The 17,181-nt window shown below is 47.2% G+C and carries 16 protein-coding genes; 11 read left to right on the forward strand and 5 right to left on the reverse strand.

Going from position 1 to position 17,181, the window contains the following annotated elements:
* Positions 1 to 121: 121 nt before the first annotated feature.
* Positions 122 to 571 (forward strand): nuclear transport factor 2 family protein, encoded by a 450-nt coding sequence (locus QF049_RS27385; protein ID WP_307541990.1) that lies wholly within the window; start codon positions 122 to 124, stop codon positions 569 to 571.
* 196 nt (positions 572 to 767) lie between these two features.
* On the opposite strand, the gene QF049_RS27390 is transcribed toward QF049_RS27385, so the two are convergent.
* Positions 768 to 2,147, reverse strand: a complete 1,380-nt coding sequence (locus tag QF049_RS27390) for an MFS transporter (protein ID WP_307541992.1) — start codon at positions 2,145 to 2,147, stop codon at positions 768 to 770.
* Positions 2,148 to 2,352: 205 nt separating this feature from the next.
* Here QF049_RS27390 and QF049_RS27395 point away from each other — a divergent pair, with 205 nt between their 5' ends.
* From QF049_RS27395 to QF049_RS27415, 5 genes are all read left to right on the forward strand, one after another.
* Positions 2,353 to 2,676 (forward strand): ArsR/SmtB family transcription factor, encoded by a 324-nt coding sequence (locus QF049_RS27395; protein ID WP_307541994.1) that lies wholly within the window; start codon positions 2,353 to 2,355, stop codon positions 2,674 to 2,676.
* A gap of 142 nt (positions 2,677 to 2,818) precedes the next feature.
* Positions 2,819 to 3,007 carry a hypothetical protein gene (locus QF049_RS27400; protein ID WP_307541996.1) on the forward strand — a complete coding sequence of 63 codons (189 nt, stop codon included), beginning with the start codon at positions 2,819 to 2,821 and terminating at the stop codon, positions 3,005 to 3,007.
* On the forward strand, positions 2,953 to 3,990 hold the full coding sequence (locus tag QF049_RS27405) for a helix-turn-helix transcriptional regulator (RefSeq protein WP_307541998.1): 1,038 nt from the start codon (positions 2,953 to 2,955) through the stop codon (positions 3,988 to 3,990). The genes QF049_RS27400 and QF049_RS27405 overlap by 55 nt, the downstream gene beginning before the upstream one ends.
* A gap of 98 nt (positions 3,991 to 4,088) precedes the next feature.
* Positions 4,089 to 5,087 carry a cysteine peptidase family C39 domain-containing protein gene (locus QF049_RS27410; protein WP_307542000.1) on the forward strand — a complete coding sequence of 333 codons (999 nt, stop codon included), beginning with the start codon at positions 4,089 to 4,091 and terminating at the stop codon, positions 5,085 to 5,087.
* Positions 5,088 to 5,114: 27 nt separating this feature from the next.
* Positions 5,115 to 6,134: a hypothetical protein gene (locus QF049_RS27415; protein ID WP_307542002.1), complete on the forward strand. Its 1,020-nt coding sequence runs from the start codon at positions 5,115 to 5,117 to the stop codon at positions 6,132 to 6,134.
* Between the two features lie 83 nt (positions 6,135 to 6,217).
* On the opposite strand, the gene QF049_RS27420 is transcribed toward QF049_RS27415, so the two are convergent.
* The gene (locus QF049_RS27420) at positions 6,218 to 7,792 is read right to left on the reverse strand and encodes an FAD-dependent monooxygenase (RefSeq protein ID WP_307542004.1); all 1,575 of its coding nucleotides are present in this window, start codon (positions 7,790 to 7,792) and stop codon (positions 6,218 to 6,220) included.
* Between the two features lie 223 nt (positions 7,793 to 8,015).
* Here QF049_RS27420 and QF049_RS27425 point away from each other — a divergent pair, with 223 nt between their 5' ends.
* Together QF049_RS27425 and QF049_RS27430 are read left to right on the forward strand one after the other, a co-directional pair.
* Positions 8,016 to 8,732, forward strand: a complete 717-nt coding sequence (locus QF049_RS27425) for a MarR family transcriptional regulator (protein WP_307542006.1) — start codon at positions 8,016 to 8,018, stop codon at positions 8,730 to 8,732.
* A gap of 282 nt (positions 8,733 to 9,014) precedes the next feature.
* Positions 9,015 to 9,206 carry an aspartyl-phosphate phosphatase Spo0E family protein gene (locus QF049_RS27430; RefSeq protein WP_307542007.1) on the forward strand — a complete coding sequence of 64 codons (192 nt, stop codon included), beginning with the start codon at positions 9,015 to 9,017 and terminating at the stop codon, positions 9,204 to 9,206.
* Between the two features lie 60 nt (positions 9,207 to 9,266).
* On the opposite strand, the gene QF049_RS27435 is transcribed toward QF049_RS27430, so the two are convergent.
* Together QF049_RS27435 and QF049_RS27440 are read right to left on the reverse strand one after the other, a co-directional pair.
* Positions 9,267 to 10,145 carry a carbohydrate ABC transporter permease gene (locus QF049_RS27435; RefSeq protein ID WP_017692164.1) on the reverse strand — a complete coding sequence of 293 codons (879 nt, stop codon included), beginning with the start codon at positions 10,143 to 10,145 and terminating at the stop codon, positions 9,267 to 9,269.
* Positions 10,146 to 10,179: 34 nt separating this feature from the next.
* Positions 10,180 to 11,100, reverse strand: coding sequence for an ABC transporter permease (locus tag QF049_RS27440; RefSeq protein WP_036668173.1), 921 nt, complete (start codon positions 11,098 to 11,100; stop codon positions 10,180 to 10,182).
* Positions 11,101 to 11,418: 318 nt separating this feature from the next.
* On the opposite strand from QF049_RS27440, the gene QF049_RS27445 reads away from it, so the two are divergent.
* From QF049_RS27445 to QF049_RS27455, 3 genes are all read left to right on the forward strand, one after another.
* Positions 11,419 to 13,179 carry a sensor histidine kinase gene (locus QF049_RS27445; protein WP_307542009.1) on the forward strand — a complete coding sequence of 587 codons (1,761 nt, stop codon included), beginning with the start codon at positions 11,419 to 11,421 and terminating at the stop codon, positions 13,177 to 13,179.
* Complete coding sequence (locus tag QF049_RS27450) at positions 13,154 to 14,746, forward strand: response regulator transcription factor (RefSeq protein ID WP_307542011.1); 1,593 nt, start codon at positions 13,154 to 13,156, stop codon at positions 14,744 to 14,746. The genes QF049_RS27445 and QF049_RS27450 overlap by 26 nt, the downstream gene beginning before the upstream one ends.
* A gap of 120 nt (positions 14,747 to 14,866) precedes the next feature.
* Positions 14,867 to 16,519: an extracellular solute-binding protein gene (locus QF049_RS27455; RefSeq protein WP_036668098.1), complete on the forward strand. Its 1,653-nt coding sequence runs from the start codon at positions 14,867 to 14,869 to the stop codon at positions 16,517 to 16,519.
* 367 nt (positions 16,520 to 16,886) lie between these two features.
* Here the strand turns inward: QF049_RS27455 and QF049_RS27460 are convergent, their stop codons facing one another.
* Positions 16,887 to 17,129, reverse strand: a complete 243-nt coding sequence (locus QF049_RS27460; protein WP_124118181.1) for a DUF7662 domain-containing protein — start codon at positions 17,127 to 17,129, stop codon at positions 16,887 to 16,889.
* Between the last annotated feature and the right edge of the window lie 52 nt (positions 17,130 to 17,181).

Raw genomic sequence — 17,181 nt, forward strand, 5'->3', positions numbered from 1 at the left:
AAAGATTTTTTTGTATCGTTGTACCTACTAGAACCCGAATGGTACAATAAGGAAGGTATAGTATGCATACATACATGATCCTAATCTTACATCACATTTTACATCTATGGAGGGACAACACATGAGCCAATCAACGATCACAGGACTGGAACAATTGCTCGCGCTTGAAAACATTAGGAACACCAAGGCGCGTTATTGCCGCTATATTGATACGAAGCAGTGGGATACTTTGGGCGATGTGTTTGCTCCGGATGCAGTGGCCGATTTCAGCACAGAGGGCAATCCAATTCCGGTATTAACAGGCCGTGATACGATCGTACAAGTATTCCGTGATCTGGTGGATGTTGCCGTATCCGTGCATCATGTTCATAGCGCCGAAGTTGAATTTGTATCTGAGAACGAAGCAAAGGTCATCTCCCCAATGGAAGATTGGGTCACGTTCCCGGAGGGCAATGAGAACAAATCCTTCCACGGATTTGGGCACTACCACGAGACTTTTGTCAAAATCGACGGCCAGTGGTACATCAAACATACAAGTCTGAAACGTCTTCGTTTGGACCTGTTTGAATAGTATAATCAGTGTAGAAGAATATAGAAGTTGATCAACCGTAAAATAATAGCCCCGAGGAGCGTGATGAACGCGTCCTTGGGGCTGTTTTGTGTTAGTGGGATAGGGCAGCTGACACATGCACAGAAAAATGGGATAGAAAAAAGCCAGGTTCAGAACCCGAGGGTCCCTTCCTGACTTCTTTTGGTTAAATATAATGTTAGATCCGGTTACTTGTTTTCGTGACTTTCCGTGACTGCATTCTTAGATACACCTGAGAGAAAATAACCGATGCGACTGCGACCACAGTCATGCCCCAGAAAATATTGGTGTACGCTGAGGATAGCGGCATGTTTTGCATCGCCGTTAATGCTACGCCAGTAACAGCAACGCTGAAGGCACCACTGAAGAACTGACTAAGTTGGAACAGTCCCATACCTGCGCCCACCTGATCCATGGTCAGATTGCCAGACAATTCATTGGAGACGCTGGTGGTTAGGGAAGAGAAGCCAACGCTGAGCAGGACATAGACAGCCATAATGGCGTAGATGTTATTGTCTGCAAATAAGGCGAACAATCCGGCAGCGGCCAGTAGCAACCATGGTGCAAACTTCAGCAGCAACGTATTGCCATGTCGGTCAATCATACGGCCGATCCGGTTGGACAGCAGCATGGACACGACTGCACCCGGGAAGATGACGAGCCCGGATTGAGCAGGGGTCAGTCCATATAGATGCGCCAAAATTTGAGGTAACAGGAACAACGTCGAGAAGTTATTGATGTACGATACAATCCCCAGCGAGCTGAGCATCATATATTTTTTGTCTTTGAACAAAGCAGGTTGAACAAATGGATCTGCCGCGCGCCGAATTCGGAGCCAGAACAGAAGCAGTGCCGCAGCACCGATAACAAGCGTGTACCACTGACGGGAAGTCAGGAATAACAGCACACCTGTAGTACCGATGGCGAGAAGCACGGCACCCAGCAGGTCAAATGAACCTTTTTGCGGTGTTTCCCGCGGAAGCAGTTTGAAGAATACAGGAATCAAGAATAACGTTAATCCCGTAACGATAAACAGATCATGCCATCCCAGAAATTGTGTAATACTTCCGCCGATGACGGGACCAAGTCCAAGCCCCAGTGAACTGGCGGACATGATGACAGCCATCGATTTACCCCGGCGATCATTTGGAATGTAACGGGTAATCAGCACAATGGCAAGTCCAGGAACAGAAGCAGCCCCCGCAGCCTGAATCAGACGTGCAATAAGCAAAATGATGAAGTGGTTACTAAAGAACCCGAGAACAGATGCTGCACCAAGTAACGTAAGCCCGGTCGTGAATAATGTACGAATGGGTATGAAATCCGATAGACGTGAGAACGTAATCGAGGAGATGGCAAATACAATGGAATATCCTGTAACAATCCAGGAAGAAGCGACGGATGTAAGCATAAATTCGGCTGCAATTTTGGGCAGGGCCAGATTAAACATCATTGTATTCATAACAACGAGTACAACGGTGAAGCCAAGCAAGCTTACAATTAATCCTTCTTGTATTCCGGTCCGTTCCCCTGATGATGCGGTTGCGGTGTTGTTCATAAAAACCTCCTAAAGTGATGTGTATTTCGCAACATTTCAGAAACGGTGTGTAACATTTGCAAAATGTAGTATGATGTCAATCCCGTGCCTGACAGCAGGGGTTACATAACGAAATCATTAAAGTTCGATTGGTATCGAACATTAGAAATATATCATGGATGTGTGTTAAAATACAATGGATAGTCTGAGAAAAGGGGACTACAGTATGAAAATTTTACATCATCCACAGGTGTCAGATATTGAACTTTCCTCCGTATTGTATGCGTTAAGCGACCCGACCCGTCTTGGGATTGTTGTGGAAGCAGCGAGAAGCGGGGAACAGCCGTGCAGTCATTTTCATGCACCTGTTGTGAAGTCAACGAGGTCGCACCACATTCGAACCCTGCGGGAAGCCGGAGTTATTCGGGTCAGAGTGCAAGGCACCCAGCATTTTCTCACTCTGCGGTCCGATGATCTGGAAACGCGCTTTCCAGGACTCCTGCAACCGTTATTGCAGGCCGCATCTCAGTCGAGCACAGATCCTTCCTAAATGTTGTCCTTTCTTCAGGTCGAAGAGGGGACATTTTTATTTTCTGAAACACCTCTAATACTGCTGCGACATTCTGTGTCGTACCATGCCCTCTATAATAACGGTGAACACACAAACCATATCGAAAAGAGGTTCACTACCATTGGCAAAAACCAAAAGAGGACGCATCTTGTGGAGTCTTCCTTCCAGGGGCCGGGGAACATGCCCGGTATGCAGCAGTACCCGAATTAAATTGTTGTATACGCGAACGAAAACAGACGGTACAAGTTTGAAGGTATGCAAGAAATGCTTCAAAGCTGTGCAATCCAGAGTGGATATGGCACACGTCTGACATATCAGGCCTGTTCTTCGGAACAGGCCATGTCTTTTGATATAATAAGTGAATTAGGACCGGAAGAGATCGGGGGCGGGAAGATGAGTAATATGCATCGGATTCACTGGTTTGACGAACAGATTCGGGGTGGACGTTTTCCTAACAGCAGCTGGCTTGCTCGTGAATTTGAGATTTCTCGTCGTCAGGCTCAGCGTGATATTGAATATATGGCAAACTCCCTGCGCGCCCCCTTGGTATATATGGCGAAATATCGGGGCTATTGTTACGAGGATCAGACCTTTCGATTGCCCCATTTATATATGACAGAAGAAGAGCAGCGTGTGCTGAAATATTTGGCACATCGTTACCGGCATTATGATTATGATCAATCGGACGCGGTGAAACGTGTAGCGCATTTACTGGAGCGTTTTACGTTGGAGGAACAACAGATGGGGAGTGGTGAGCTTCCAGTGTTTTCGGCGCAACCGAAGCAACTGCAATTCTTTGAATTAATATCCCATGCTGTGAGCGACTTGCGTAGAGTACATATTCATTACAGGGATCATGAGGGAGAACGACAATTTTCCTTGTGTCCATTAAAGATGATATCCCAGTTCAATGCCGATTACGTGGTAGGTTATGAAGCAGATCCTGTGCAGCAAGTGGCCATTCGACTGGAGGGCATTGTTCATGTATCGATATCGGATGAAAGATTTGAGTACAGGTCAGATGCCCTCCTAGGTGGATGGGAAGAACCACTGCCTGTGCGTAAACCGTTTGTAGCTGAGATTCGCTTGAAGGAATTGCAGCAAATGGACCTCTGGCAAGGGTATCGTATCCAGGCTAGGCACGATCAGATTTATTCGATTGAATTTTATGACACGGACGCTTTCTTGCAGCATTTGTTTATTAGCGAATGGGAAGAACTTTTGTCTCCTGGGTGGCTTAGACGCAAGCTTCAGCAAAGAGCAGAAGGGTTGATCCACAGGCTTGGAACATAGATTGAGTCTGTAAACAGGCAACAAACGAGCAGATGCACAGCAAGCTGCTGTTTCTCGTAAATACATCAGGAAAACCACCATGGAGAGGAGCTTTTTCTTTGGCTGAAGTCGTGTTAAATAACCTCATTATGAAGCGGGAGTCCAAATCGTACGTGGATAGTCTGCATGCGATACTAACCCATACAGGCCAGTTTCAAGGTTCCAAGGTTGTACTTGCCGGATATACGGGCATGGCTTTCAAGCTGTCGGTGCATCGCAGACTACTTCCCATGTCGGTTACAGCGTATGGACAATGGGGGGAAGCGCATCGTCCCGGAGTTGATAACTTGGGGATATTCACGATCTGGGATGGGGGACGTACACGTCATTCCACGTTTGGTTATTACCAGCAGGATGCAGTGAATTGGGTGAGACGGAGTATTGATGAAGGAACTGGTGTGATTTACTGGATTCCTGAGTTCGGTGTTATTCATGGATATGATGACAGTGACCGCATCTTTTATGTGCAGGACGGATGGAGCAAGGAACCGCAGATTTTGTTGTATGACAATTTTGGCTTAAACTTTACCGGATTTTGGTATTGTCAGGTGTTTGGTGATCAGGTCCGCATCCCTGAACAGCAGATGCTGCTGGAATCCCTGAGACTGGCGATTGAGGATTGGGATCTTCCCTATCGTCTGTTACCTGATCAGAATATTGCTTCAGGTAAAAAGGCATATGATGTGTGGTTGCAGGCCCTGCGGAGTGGGGATTTCGATGAATCCGGTGCAGGTTATATCTTGGAATCCTTCTGCCATTCGCGAACCGAAATAAGAATGTATTTGCAGGATGTTCGAGGGATATGGAACGAACTGGACCAGGCTTGTACATGTTATGAACAGCTTGGGACGTTAATTGACCAAATGAAAGGATATATGGTTCAGCACGAGAATAGACGTGTCTTGCGACCAGACACCACAGAAGATCTAGCACAGGTACTAGTGAAGGCGAAAGCATTGGAAGAGCAGGCTATTGATTATTTTCGAGTGATATCCAGGAAGTATCCTGACCGTAAAAGGTCCACTATACCACGGTGGGGAGCACATTCCGCACGATAGGATGAGAGAGGAAGGGAGTGAAGGATGATGGCGACAAAAGTAGTATTGCAGGACTGGATTCGATCCTCGCAAGCTGTGAATTCTGCTGATGAATGTAGATCATGGAGCGGTGTAAGCGCGTATACAGATGCGTTGTTGCGCATTTTATTACATAAACAGTGGACGGTTTTCCCACACCACATGATTGCAGGTATGACAGCAAGTGCATTCCGATTAGTGGTGGATCGGCGTCTGACGTCAGAATCAATTTCGGCTTACAACTGGATGGCAGAGAACTTTGTCGCAGCTGACTTCATTGGTGTGACAACGGGACAACATGGTGGATTTTCATTTGAACCGACTTTTCCGCTCTATCAGAAGCAGGCTCTGCTGGATATTAAAGCTTCCATTGACCGAGGCATAGGTGCAATTCTCTGGCACGATCAATTTGTCATTGTTATTGGCTATGATGATGTGGAACGGGTGCTGTTCATCTGTAAAAGTAATGGGAATGAAGTCATTCGTCTGCCCTATGATTCGTTAGGGAGAAACAGTACACCCTACTGGTACTATCAGGTGCTGGAAGCTTGTGCACCGATAGATCAATGGGAAGTCTGCAAGGAATCGTTAATCCAGGCCGTGTACAAATGGGAAACCCATGACTATATGCTGCCGTCCCAGGATTATGCCTGTGGAGCGGCTGCGTATACGGTTATGGCTGCTACTTTGCAGTCTGGAACATATGACACAGAACAAGCGGTAACTGTACTGCGCTATTATGCCAGATCAAGACTGGACATTGCCTCTTATGTTGCAGGGCTTAAGCATCTGTCTATTCAAATGGATCAGGTAATAAACGAGTATGAGCTACTCGCAAACCTGTATACAATGATCGTTGAGGTGATAGATGACTCCATCTCTTGGGATTCGAGAGAACCAGACTGTGTGCAAAGGGTAATTGAGCTTATCCGGAAGGCAGGGGCTACGGAACAACGTGCCATTGATGCCATTAAACGTGCCTTTCCAGAGACGATAGGAAATCGTTTTAAGGATGTTGGATTAAGATGAATGGAGCATGCAGTTCCTCTGATGTGGCACCCCGGCCCGGAGTCTGCATTTGATGCTTAAAGCGCAGTTTAAATATTTCTCACTTAACGTGGTGGGGTAACCATGCTGACCGCATTCTCAAATTCCGCCTGCCAGTCGCCCTTGATGATGCTGCCGATGTAACCATCGGGTCGAATCAGTACTAGCGTATCATCGCTGATGCCATAGATTTCGGTCAGTTTTTGAGTGGTATCGTTGATAACATTCTGTTCGGCTTCATTGCCGAGACTAACGATGTATCTGTGTAATTTGGCACCGCTGGTTGGCCAGATCAGCTCTGGGAGAATATTAGAGGCATTGGCTCCAAAGGCAAGCAATGTGAATTGCGGTCCACGAAGGATCTCAAATAGTCGTCTTACACCGCCTGGGCCGATGCATGGAGCATCGGGCGCTCGATCTCCGACCTGAAGCGACTTGGTCGCTGATGCATTCTGAGAGCTAAGTGGTCCACCATGATACGATAGCGAGAGCTGTCGTTCTTCGTCACCACGTTTGAGACTGGCGAGACGTTTATTATCTAGCTTGGCGTACAACTCGCTGGATTTTCCAAGAACGCGTGCGGCTATGGGTTGACGTTCCGCTTCGTAACTGTCAAGCAGGCGATCAGGTGCGCCGGCAATAACCTGACCTATTTTCCAGCCGAGGTTGTAAGCGTCTTGTACACCGGTATTGAGTCCTTGTGCACCGGCTGGGGTATGGACGTGGGCGGCATCGCCTGCAAGGAAGACACGATCTGACCGATAGTGCTCAGCCAGTCGCACGTTGGGACGGAATACGGAACTCCAGGTAATGTCGTAGAGGCGGAAACCAGTAAGCTTGTGGAACTGAGCGGCCAGTACAGCCTCATTCAAGTCTGGATTCTCGTCTGCTCCCAACCTGATCATGACTTGGAACTGTTGGGAGTGTGGCAATGGACATGCTCCGACAAATTTACCTTGTGTGCGTGGCCACATATGCCAACGACTGCGGGACAAACCATCGATTGTACCGTCAATAATAAGCATCCGATCCGATTCGTGGGTCTCTCCGACAAATTGAATCCCAACACCTTTACGAACGGTGCTGGAACCACCGTCTGCCCCCACCAGATATCTGCTGCGAATCTTCTCCCCTGAAGAGAGCGTTACTGTCACCCCATCGGCATCCTGTTCAAAAGAATCCACCGCGTTGTTAAATTCAATATTCAGTCCCAGACGTTCGAGCAAGCGGTGCAGGATGGCATCCGTGCGGTGCTGAGCCAGCAGAAGAATATTCGGATAGGGTACATCTGGTGTTGGTTTATTCCGTTGTTGCATGCGCCATGGCACGATGATCGGCCCGAGATGAATACCCGCGAGAGGGTAGGAACTTCCCTCTGTAAGAGCATCACTCAGCACGTCAAGGTCCTCCAACAACTCCTGGGTTCGCGGCTGTACTCCCTTGGCACGAGAGCCCTTAAAGGCGTGAGGAGCCTTGTCAACGAGCCGTACACGAAGGCCGCGGCGCAACAGATCTGCTGCTAATGTAGATCCTGTCGGACCAGCACCTGCAACCAATACGTCGATATCGTAATTCTCCCTTAATGGACTCATACCCGGTTGTCCCTTCTCTTGCGATGGCTTGAATCGTATATCTGTCATTTGTAATGTTCCTCTCTAAATTGGGTCTAAAATAATTTTTGATTCTCATGACTAACGGACTATGACGCTCACAAACTTATTGTTTCTAAGAAACAATAAGTTTCATTGCAACAATATTAGTTTAAATTCTGTTCTTTTGTCAACATTGTTTCCTTGGAAACTTTAATTGCGGACCTTTCCTTGATATACTGGGATGAAGTTCATTAGTGTTGGGGGAAAAAGGATGATCAAGCCATCAAACAATCACAATAAAGAGCACTTGATCAATGAAGTGCTGGAAGCTGTGAGAGACATACAGATTAAATTCCAAGCGGAAGATGACGAAGAGAAGGAATGGCTGCTTAAGAACAGCCCTAATTCGGAAGTTCAAGAGTTAGTCCAAGAAATGACGGTTACCATGCTGCATGTGCTGGATGCGATCGGAACACTTGAACCTGTAAATGGTATAACCATCTCAAAGCAATTCGGCTTTTCCAAAGGCACAGTTTCCAAAATCACCAAAAGGCTGGTGCAGAAAAATATCATTCTGCCTGAATACCTTCCGGATAATAAAAAAGAAGTATTGTTTCGCATGACAGAACTTGGTCAAGGTATTTATCGTTTGCATCAAGCCATGCATCAACAAATTGATCTAGGGGCAAATCGTTTTTTGCAACGATATACCGAAGATGAATTGCAGTTCTTAGTGCATGCTCTCCGTGACACCGCGCATACCTCCTGGTTCCATTCGGAAAAAGACAGTCCATCCATGGTTACTAGTGAAGGGGGACCATATCCCGATGAAGCTTCAAACGATAATGATAATGAGAATGCGGAAGCAGTGACCATTAACGAGGAAATGAATGAAATTATGGGGATGCTTCATACGCTGAATTCCCGTGATCTGAAGAAGGCCAAGGCCGTTCTTGAGGACGTTTTCTTTACGGAATATAAGGATTAGCGTAAGTAAGCTGTTGAGTCTGCTCATATTCATCTCGGCATGTGAAGTTGTTCTGGAAAAGATATAAACGCTAATAAACCGGACAGGCTACAGCCGATTCGGTTTATTTGTATTGAACATATTTGCACATCAACTCATGTGATCCATGCTAAAAATAAATTTTACAAGAAAAAATAACCAAAATTTTAATTTTGGGGTAATCCAAACCCCCTATTGTTCCGAATATTATATTAGATGGTCTTTTTTGGATGATGATATTCAAGGATAACAGGGGGCGGGAGTATGGTACATAATCCGGAAACCATTCAGGAATGTATCGAACATGCACGGCAAAGGCTCTACCAGATTGCTGATCAATATGCGGAACTATGGCATCCGGAGGTTATTCGCCAATCCATGGTGCTGGATGAATTGATTAATGAATATAACAACGCTATTCGCGGCAGAAAAATTTCAAAACAACTGAAATCATGAGCTATAGAATGCACTTATAGAAGGAAAAAGAATCCCATAACGGGATTCCGTGTGTTTGCCTTACTCTTTTACCGCCCCGAGCACAATTCCCTTTACGAAGAAACGTTGCAAGAATGGATATACGAGCAGAATCGGCAGAGCGCCAATAAAGATCTGAGCCGCGTTCACCGTACGTTGAGACATGTTCTGGAGCTGCGTCGCGTCCACGTTCATGTTGGAGAAATCCTGCTGTACGATTATGGTCTGCATTAACGTGGCGAGTGGATATTTGGAAGCATCATTCATATAGATTAGCCCGTCGAACCAGGAATTCCACTGACCTACCATCGTGAATAAAGAAATCGTCGCAATAGCGGGCATGGATACAGGCAGATAAATTTTGAACAGAGTTGTGATATGATTGGCCCCATCAATGAATGCAGCTTCTTCCAGCTCTTTCGGTACGTTGCGGAAAAAGTTCATCATGAGAATCAGGTTCCAGACAGCCACCGCCCCCGGCAAAATGAGAGCCCACATCGTATTAATCAGTCCAAGCTTCTGGATCAAGATATAAGACGGAATTAATCCCCCGCTGAACAGCATCGTGAAGATGAAAAACCACGCATATAATGAACGTCCCTTGAAGTGCAGACTTTCCTTGGATAATGGATAAGCCGTCAGGAAGACAAGTGTCATACTGAGCAGTGTGCCCAGAACCGTACGCTGGACTGAAATCCAGAGTGCACTGAGAAAGTTACTGTTACCAAATGTTTTGGTATAGGCGTCCACCGTAAAATCAATCGGCCAAAGTGTCACCAGATTGGCGGATGCTGCCGCCTTACCACTGAAGGAAACCGCCAGAATATGGACCAGCGGCAGGATGCACAGGATGGAGACGGCCGCGATGAATATCAGGTTGAAACCATTGAATATACGGTACCCGGTTGTTTTGTGATACACCTTGATTCCTCCTTAATGCATTATGCTAACCCTTTTAGAAAATACGATAATTGGCGATTTTGTACGCCATCCGGTACGCAGAGATGACCAGGAACATCGCGACAAATGATTTGAATAGTCCAACAGCGGTCGCAAAGCTCATTTTGCCATTCAGAATTCCCATCCGGTAGACAAAGGTATCGATAATATCGCCTTTCTCATATACCAGCGGATTGTACAGGTTAAAGATCTGGTCAAAGCCTGCATTCAGGATATTGCCCAGCGATAACGTACCTACCACGATAATCATCGGTACAAGCGCAGGCAGGGTAATGTGTAATGTCTGTCTGAGCCGTGTTGCTCCATCTACCTCCGAAGCCTCGTACAGTGCCGGGTTAATGCCCGCAAGTGCTGCCAGAAATACAATCGTTCCGAATCCAAACTCCTTCCACACATCACTGACAACTACCGTTACACGGAACCAGTCGCCATCTCCCAGAAAGAAGATCGGTTCAACGCCAGCCGCCGCTAACACCTGGTTTACCAGCCCACCTTCCGGTGATAACATATCGAGCAGAATGCCGCCTAGTACAACCCAGGACAGGAAATGGGGCAGGTACACCAAGGTCTGTGAGAAACGTTTGAACGTAGAGTTCCGAACCTCGTTTAGCAAAATGGCGAACACCACGGGGGCCACAAGTCCGGCCACAATTTTCATCGAAGCAATTAGCACCGTGTTCCAGATGACCTGAACGCTGTCGGGATATTCGAACATGAACCGGAAGTTGTCCCAGCCCACCCATTTGGAGCCAGTGAACCCCAGCCACGGTTTGAAGTCTTGAAAAGCAATAATAATGCCGCCCATAGGCACATAGGCGAACAGTAAAGTGAGCAGTACAGCAGGCAGCAGCATCAGATGCAGCGGCCATGTACGTTTGAAATTCCAGCGGGTACGTTTGCGTGGATGGGGTGTCATTTTTCGCACCGGCGTATTGGTTGTTAACGGTTGTTCCATAGCCATCAGGGTCCCTCCTTTATCTCGTCCAGCTCCGGCATGATGAGGCGAGTAAGCCTCTGCGCAGAGTGGAGCAACTGAATTATAGCAACGGAAAAGGGTGGACTATAGAACAACATTTCAATGCGGATGTTGAAATATTAACTTGTTGATGGAAACAGAGAATTACAAGTTGCAGGAAAGCGGGCGAATATAAAATCATATAGAAATGTAAGGGTTTTCAATATAAAATAGGACTTCGGTGTAGAACGACTTCAAATTCAGGGACAGGGTGAAACGATGAAATTCACAGTATTTGCGAAAACGGTCATTCTCTTAATCTGCCTGCTCGTACCCATTCTGCTGCTCTATACGTATGCGAACCAGGCAAATGTGGACATGGTCGTTGAAGAGAAACAACAGTCGAGTCTGAACCAGTTTAATTATTTCAGTTCCCAGGTGGATAAAAATATCGAGCAGCTCTCTCTGTATGGCCTGACATTGCTGCGAGATCCGAGTATCCTGCACTACCGTTACATGACGGACTCCACCAGCCAATATGAGAAAAACAGCATCTATCTGGATATTCTCGACAAATTATCATTGTACCAGTCCACCAGCCGTTGGAAGAACGATATTACCATTGTGCTGCCACAAGCGGAACTTGTGTTGTCCACCATGTCCAGCCGGACGGTCTACGATGAAAAGATGTTGACGTTTCCGCAACCTGGCCACTGGCAGCTGGAGCAGGGAATCTTCACCTACTTTTTCACGGATAACTACGAATGGAATGAAAAACCGGTGAACACAGGTGTGCGAACGGTAATGGAGATTAATTTTGACCCGATGAACGTGGTTGCCATGCTGGATGATTTCAAAGAAACGCAGGGCGGAGATCCTTTCTTGCTCGTACCGGGCAATGATCCGTTGCTGAACCGTACGGCGGACCCCGAACTGGTCGAAGCGATTATGCGAGATATCCCCTTTAACGGACCGGAGAGGGAAGGTAATCATCAGCTGGAGGTGGGCGACAAACAGTATCTGGTCAGTTACGTGCACTCCAAACAACTGCAAGCAGTATACGTGAACCCGGTGGTGTTGGATGATTTGTTAACCCCGATGGACAAGAGCCGAAATATGTTTATTACATCAATTCTGTTGCTGCTCGTGCTCAGTATCGGGGCTGCACTGCTTTTGTATCGAAAAGTCCAGGTGCCAATCCATCGTTTGATGAGAGGGTTGCAACAGATTCGCAAAGGCCAGTTGTCCACTCGGATTCCGGTCGATCACTCCCGTGATGAATTCGCGTACCTGACCCAGAGTTTCAACCATATGGCGGAGCAGATTCAGGAACTGATCGAGAAGGTATACGAGGAACGTATTCGCTCACGGGAAGCGACATTGAAGCATCTGCAATCACAGATCAACCCGCATTTCCTGTATAACTGCCTGTTTTATATCAAAAATATGACCCAGCTTGGCAACCGTGAAGCGGTTATTGCCATGTCGCTAAGTCTGGGAGACTACTATCGCTACATTACGCGGGGCGAGAATGACATGACAACAGTGGAAGAAGAGATTCGGCTGCTGGACCATTATCTGTCCATTCAACAGATGCGGACCAATCGGTTGACCTACGAGATCGCCGTACCTCAGCAACTGATGCAGCTTCACATTCCGCGACTGCTCATTCAACCAATCGTAGAGAATGCGGTGATCCACGGCATTGAGCCGATGGAAGGCAGTGGGCATGTCGTCGTAACGGGGATGGCGGTACCCGAACATATAGAGGGTCGCAAATATACAAGATATAGCCTGTTTGTTGACAATGACGGTGTCACGCTAACAGCGGAAGAGATTGCGGAATTGGAACGGGAGATCAATGAACCGATGGGCGAAGAGATTGGAACGGGGACGTGGAATGTGCACCAGCGTCTCGTTACGCGATATGGGCTGTCGTCCGGGCTTCATTTTGGAGCGATTCCTTATGGTGGACTTAGTGTAGAAATTCGATGGTTTGAGGAGGAACAAATGTATGATGAATCTGATGGTCGTGGATGATGAACATTCCGCAGTAGAGTCGATTGCTGTCTCGATACCGTGGAGAGAACACGGGATTGGCCAGGTATTCAAGGCCTATTCAGTCAAAGAAGCCCTGGAACATATGGCAACACACCAGGTCCATATTATTATCACGGATATCCGCATGCCGGGTCTGTCCGGTCTGGATCTGGTCAGTCACATCCGGCAAAAGTGGGAACAGACCAAATGTATTATTTTATCGGGGCATGCTTCCTTCGATTATGCGAAGCAGGCGCTCAAACATGGGACAGTCAGTTATCTGCTCAAACCGGTTCGGGATGAGGAACTGATCGAATCCGTGCAGCAGGCCGCTGTGCAGATTCGGCTGGAGGGAGAGAAACAGTTGCTGCACCAGCGGGCCATGTATTCGGTAAGAGAGCATCTGCCCGAGAAGCGGGCGGAGCTCATGAAGGATGTGCTGTTAGGGCATAAATTTGCGGATGCTGAACTCGAAGGCAAGTTGGAGCAATTGGAGATCGGGTTCCGCCCACAGGATAAAATGCAACTGCTGCTCATTCGTTATGATGACCATCAACCCACACATAGAGCATTTCGACTGATGAAGTACGCCATCTCAAATGTGGTGGAAGAGATCTACGGCAGTACCTATCATCTCTGCCATACGGATGACGCCTATGATGATCTGGTTTTCATGGCCAGTCCCAAACAAACTCAGGCCGAACCTGAAATGTTAATGGGCCGACTTGGAGAACGGTTGATCCACAGTGTGAGGCAGTATCTGAACGCGACCATTTCCCTATCCGTTAGTCGTATGGGGCGTTTCCCAGATCAGGTGCCTCAGCTATATCATCAAGCCGTCAGTGCGCTTCGCAAGCAAGCCGATGCAGGCAAAGGACTACATCTGAATGCGGCAGCGGGAACCAATGGGGCCACGTTAAAGTCACTTGCGGCGCTGTATGAACCGCCGGGTCTGACGACGTTACTGGAAGCCGGACGCATGGAGGATGCACACCGTAAGATTGATCAGATCTTTGCCGAACTTTCGAACAGTGTGTTTCCGGAACATGTGTATGTGGCTTTTCATTATTTGGCGGCGGCATTCTCATATATGGCTCACCGGGAAGGAAGACAGTTAGCCGAAGTGCTTGGCGAGCAGTACCAGCAGCTGCTCAAGGATGGTTATGGCATCTCGCTGCGTAGTCTGGAAACGTGGACCAGAAGTGTGATGCAGCAGTGGGAAGAGAGCACAAGCGATGCGGGACAGGGTGCCGGATCAACGCTGATCAGGCAGGTGCAGCAATGGATTGACCATCATTTGGGGGAGGATTTATCGTTGCAGGTCATTGCCGGAGAGGTGCATCTGCACCCGGTATATCTGTCGAAAATGTATAAACAATCCACAGGGGAAGGCATTAGTGATTACATTATCCGTTCCAGAATGGAACGTGCAGTTCATTTGCTGAAACATACGGCGATGAAGATCTATGAAGTCGGTCAGGAAGTGGGGTACAATAACACGCCTTATTTCATTCAGGTGTTCCGCAAACATTATGGACTGACCCCGCAGGATTTTCGGAACGGTTAACAAATCGATATGAACATTGAAATTGTGATATATGTTTGCCTCCCCGGCTGCACTATCCTTTTCATGTAAGGTGCATTTGGCACATAAGGGTATCCAAGTTACCTGAGGAGGGGTTAGTTCATGTATAGAAAAATGATGACGGCATTGCTCGCGATCACGATGGTTGCCGTAACGGCATGTAGTTCGGGGGCCAAGGAAGAACCGGCGAAGGAAGCCGCTGCACCACTTGCTCTGCAAGACGGGAAATATGAACCGGCGGTACAGATGAGTTATTTGCGGGCCTGGAATGATGACACGAAGTTCAAGAATGGGGAAACGGCACAGAACAATGTGCATACGAAATGGGCCAAGGAACGACTTGGCATCGATCTGACCACGCCATGGGCTGTATCGGTGACCAATGATGCATTTTATACGAAATTACGCTTGTCTCTGTCTGCTAACGAAGAACTGCCTGATATTGTCTCCATTCGGGGGGACTACAATCTGGTCCGGGAATTAATTGAGTCCGGCAAATTTGCGAATGCAGGCGAGCTGTTTGACAAGTATGCTTCGGACACATGGAAACAGGCATCTGAATCGGCGCCGGAGGAATGGTATCCGTACATGTATGAGGGCGAGCGTTATGGGATTCCGATCTTCGATTATGCGTACAACGGCGATTCGGTCATGTTCATTCGGGAAGACTGGCTGAAGAAGCTGGGACTGGAAGAACCAAAAACCATGGATGAGCTGGTTACGGTCATGGATGCTTTTACAAATCAGGACCCGGATGGGAACGGCAAGAAAGATACGTATGGTCTGACGGTGGGCATGAAAAATGCGCTCAATACCTGGATGACGGAATCCGGCTGGATCTTCGGCATGTACAACACGATGCCTGGACAGTGGAATGATGCCGGGGACGGAACACTGCAATATGGCTCCATTCAGCCAGGCGTGAAGGAAGGTCTTGCAACGATGAAAGATTGGTTGTCCAAAGGTTACCTGCCCAAAGAAGCGGGTGTCTATGACGAGATCAAGGCAGCAGAACTGTTCACCGCAGGTAAAGCAGGCATTATCGTGGGACCACACTGGATGCCAAACTGGCCGATTGATGATGTGAAGAAAAATGTGGATGGTGCCACGTACAAGGCCATTGCCTTACCTACAGGACCAACAGGTGAGAGCCACCAACATGGTTCTGGTGCAAGCAATGGGGTGGTGCTGATTAACAAAGACATGGCGAACCCGGAGATTTTCTTCACATATCAGAATTATCTGTTCGACAACTTTGCTAATCCGGAAGTGGGCAGCGAGTTCGAACATGGCTTCGCGCAAGGATATGACTATGACATCGTGGATGGCAAAGTTGTTGGTGAAGCCGAAGTGAAGGACGGCGTATCACCACTCAAATATACAATTACGTATGATGGTGCCCGAATTCCGAATCTGATGATGGATACACTGGCGGAACTTGCGAAGGGCAAGGAACCGGAAACTCCTTTTGAGAAAAATACGAAAATTGCCAACAAACCGGAAGTGTTTGTAGCCGCTGAGGTGGTCGTTGCGAATAAAGATAATGCGATCAAGAACAAGTTCACCGGGGCACCGACCGAGACGATGAAAATGAAGAAGGACGCAATCGACAAACTGGAGAAGGATACGTTCAGCAAGATCATCTATGGTCAGGTGGGCATTGAGGAATTTGATGCGTTTGTGACGAAGTGGAAGTCCATGGGCGGGGATGATATTACCGCCGAAGTGAACGAGTGGTATAAGACAGTAAATTAATTTACAAAGCAGGGGAGAACTGATGAATTCATCAGTCTACCCTGCTTTTTTAGTAGGCATCTTCCATATTATAAAAACAACAAGGATAAGAAAAATAGAGCTTGAAATGGATACCAATAATCCATATAAATTGAACTAAACATTTACACGAGAACGGAGAGGGCAGAAATAACCTGAAGAAGCGAAGCTAAAAGCTTTCTGAAAGAAAGCTGCATCGGAAGCATAGTCTCGCCTTTATCCATAGATTGTTACCTTTGTAAGAGTGAATGAAAAAAAATCTGGGGATAACAGTGATCGGAAGGTTGTTCTGTCATTGGAGTGGTAAGTGTGAATAACCTTTAGTTCAATCTATATCATACATGATCGATTATGACTCGCAGCGCACAAAAGTTACTTGTTTTCCTAAAATCACATTCTCCACCTTCCATCCGGCATTTAACCAGGATAGTGCCTGTGTATGATTCATGGAATTATTCACCCACCATTGTTCGCGATTATACGCTGTAGGGGGTAACGTAAATCCGAGAATCTCCTCAAGCTCTGCATATGTAAGGGTGATTGAAACTTGATTCAAATAGTTTTCCAAGGGGAAGTATTTGCTGTAGCTCATTTAGTCGGACCTCCTGAAAAGGAATACAATGATTATACAACGTGGGGATGAC

The sequence above is a fragment of the Paenibacillus sp. W4I10 genome (assembly GCF_030816325.1).
Classification (GTDB): Bacteria; Bacillota; Bacilli; order Paenibacillales; family Paenibacillaceae; genus Paenibacillus; species Paenibacillus amylolyticus_B.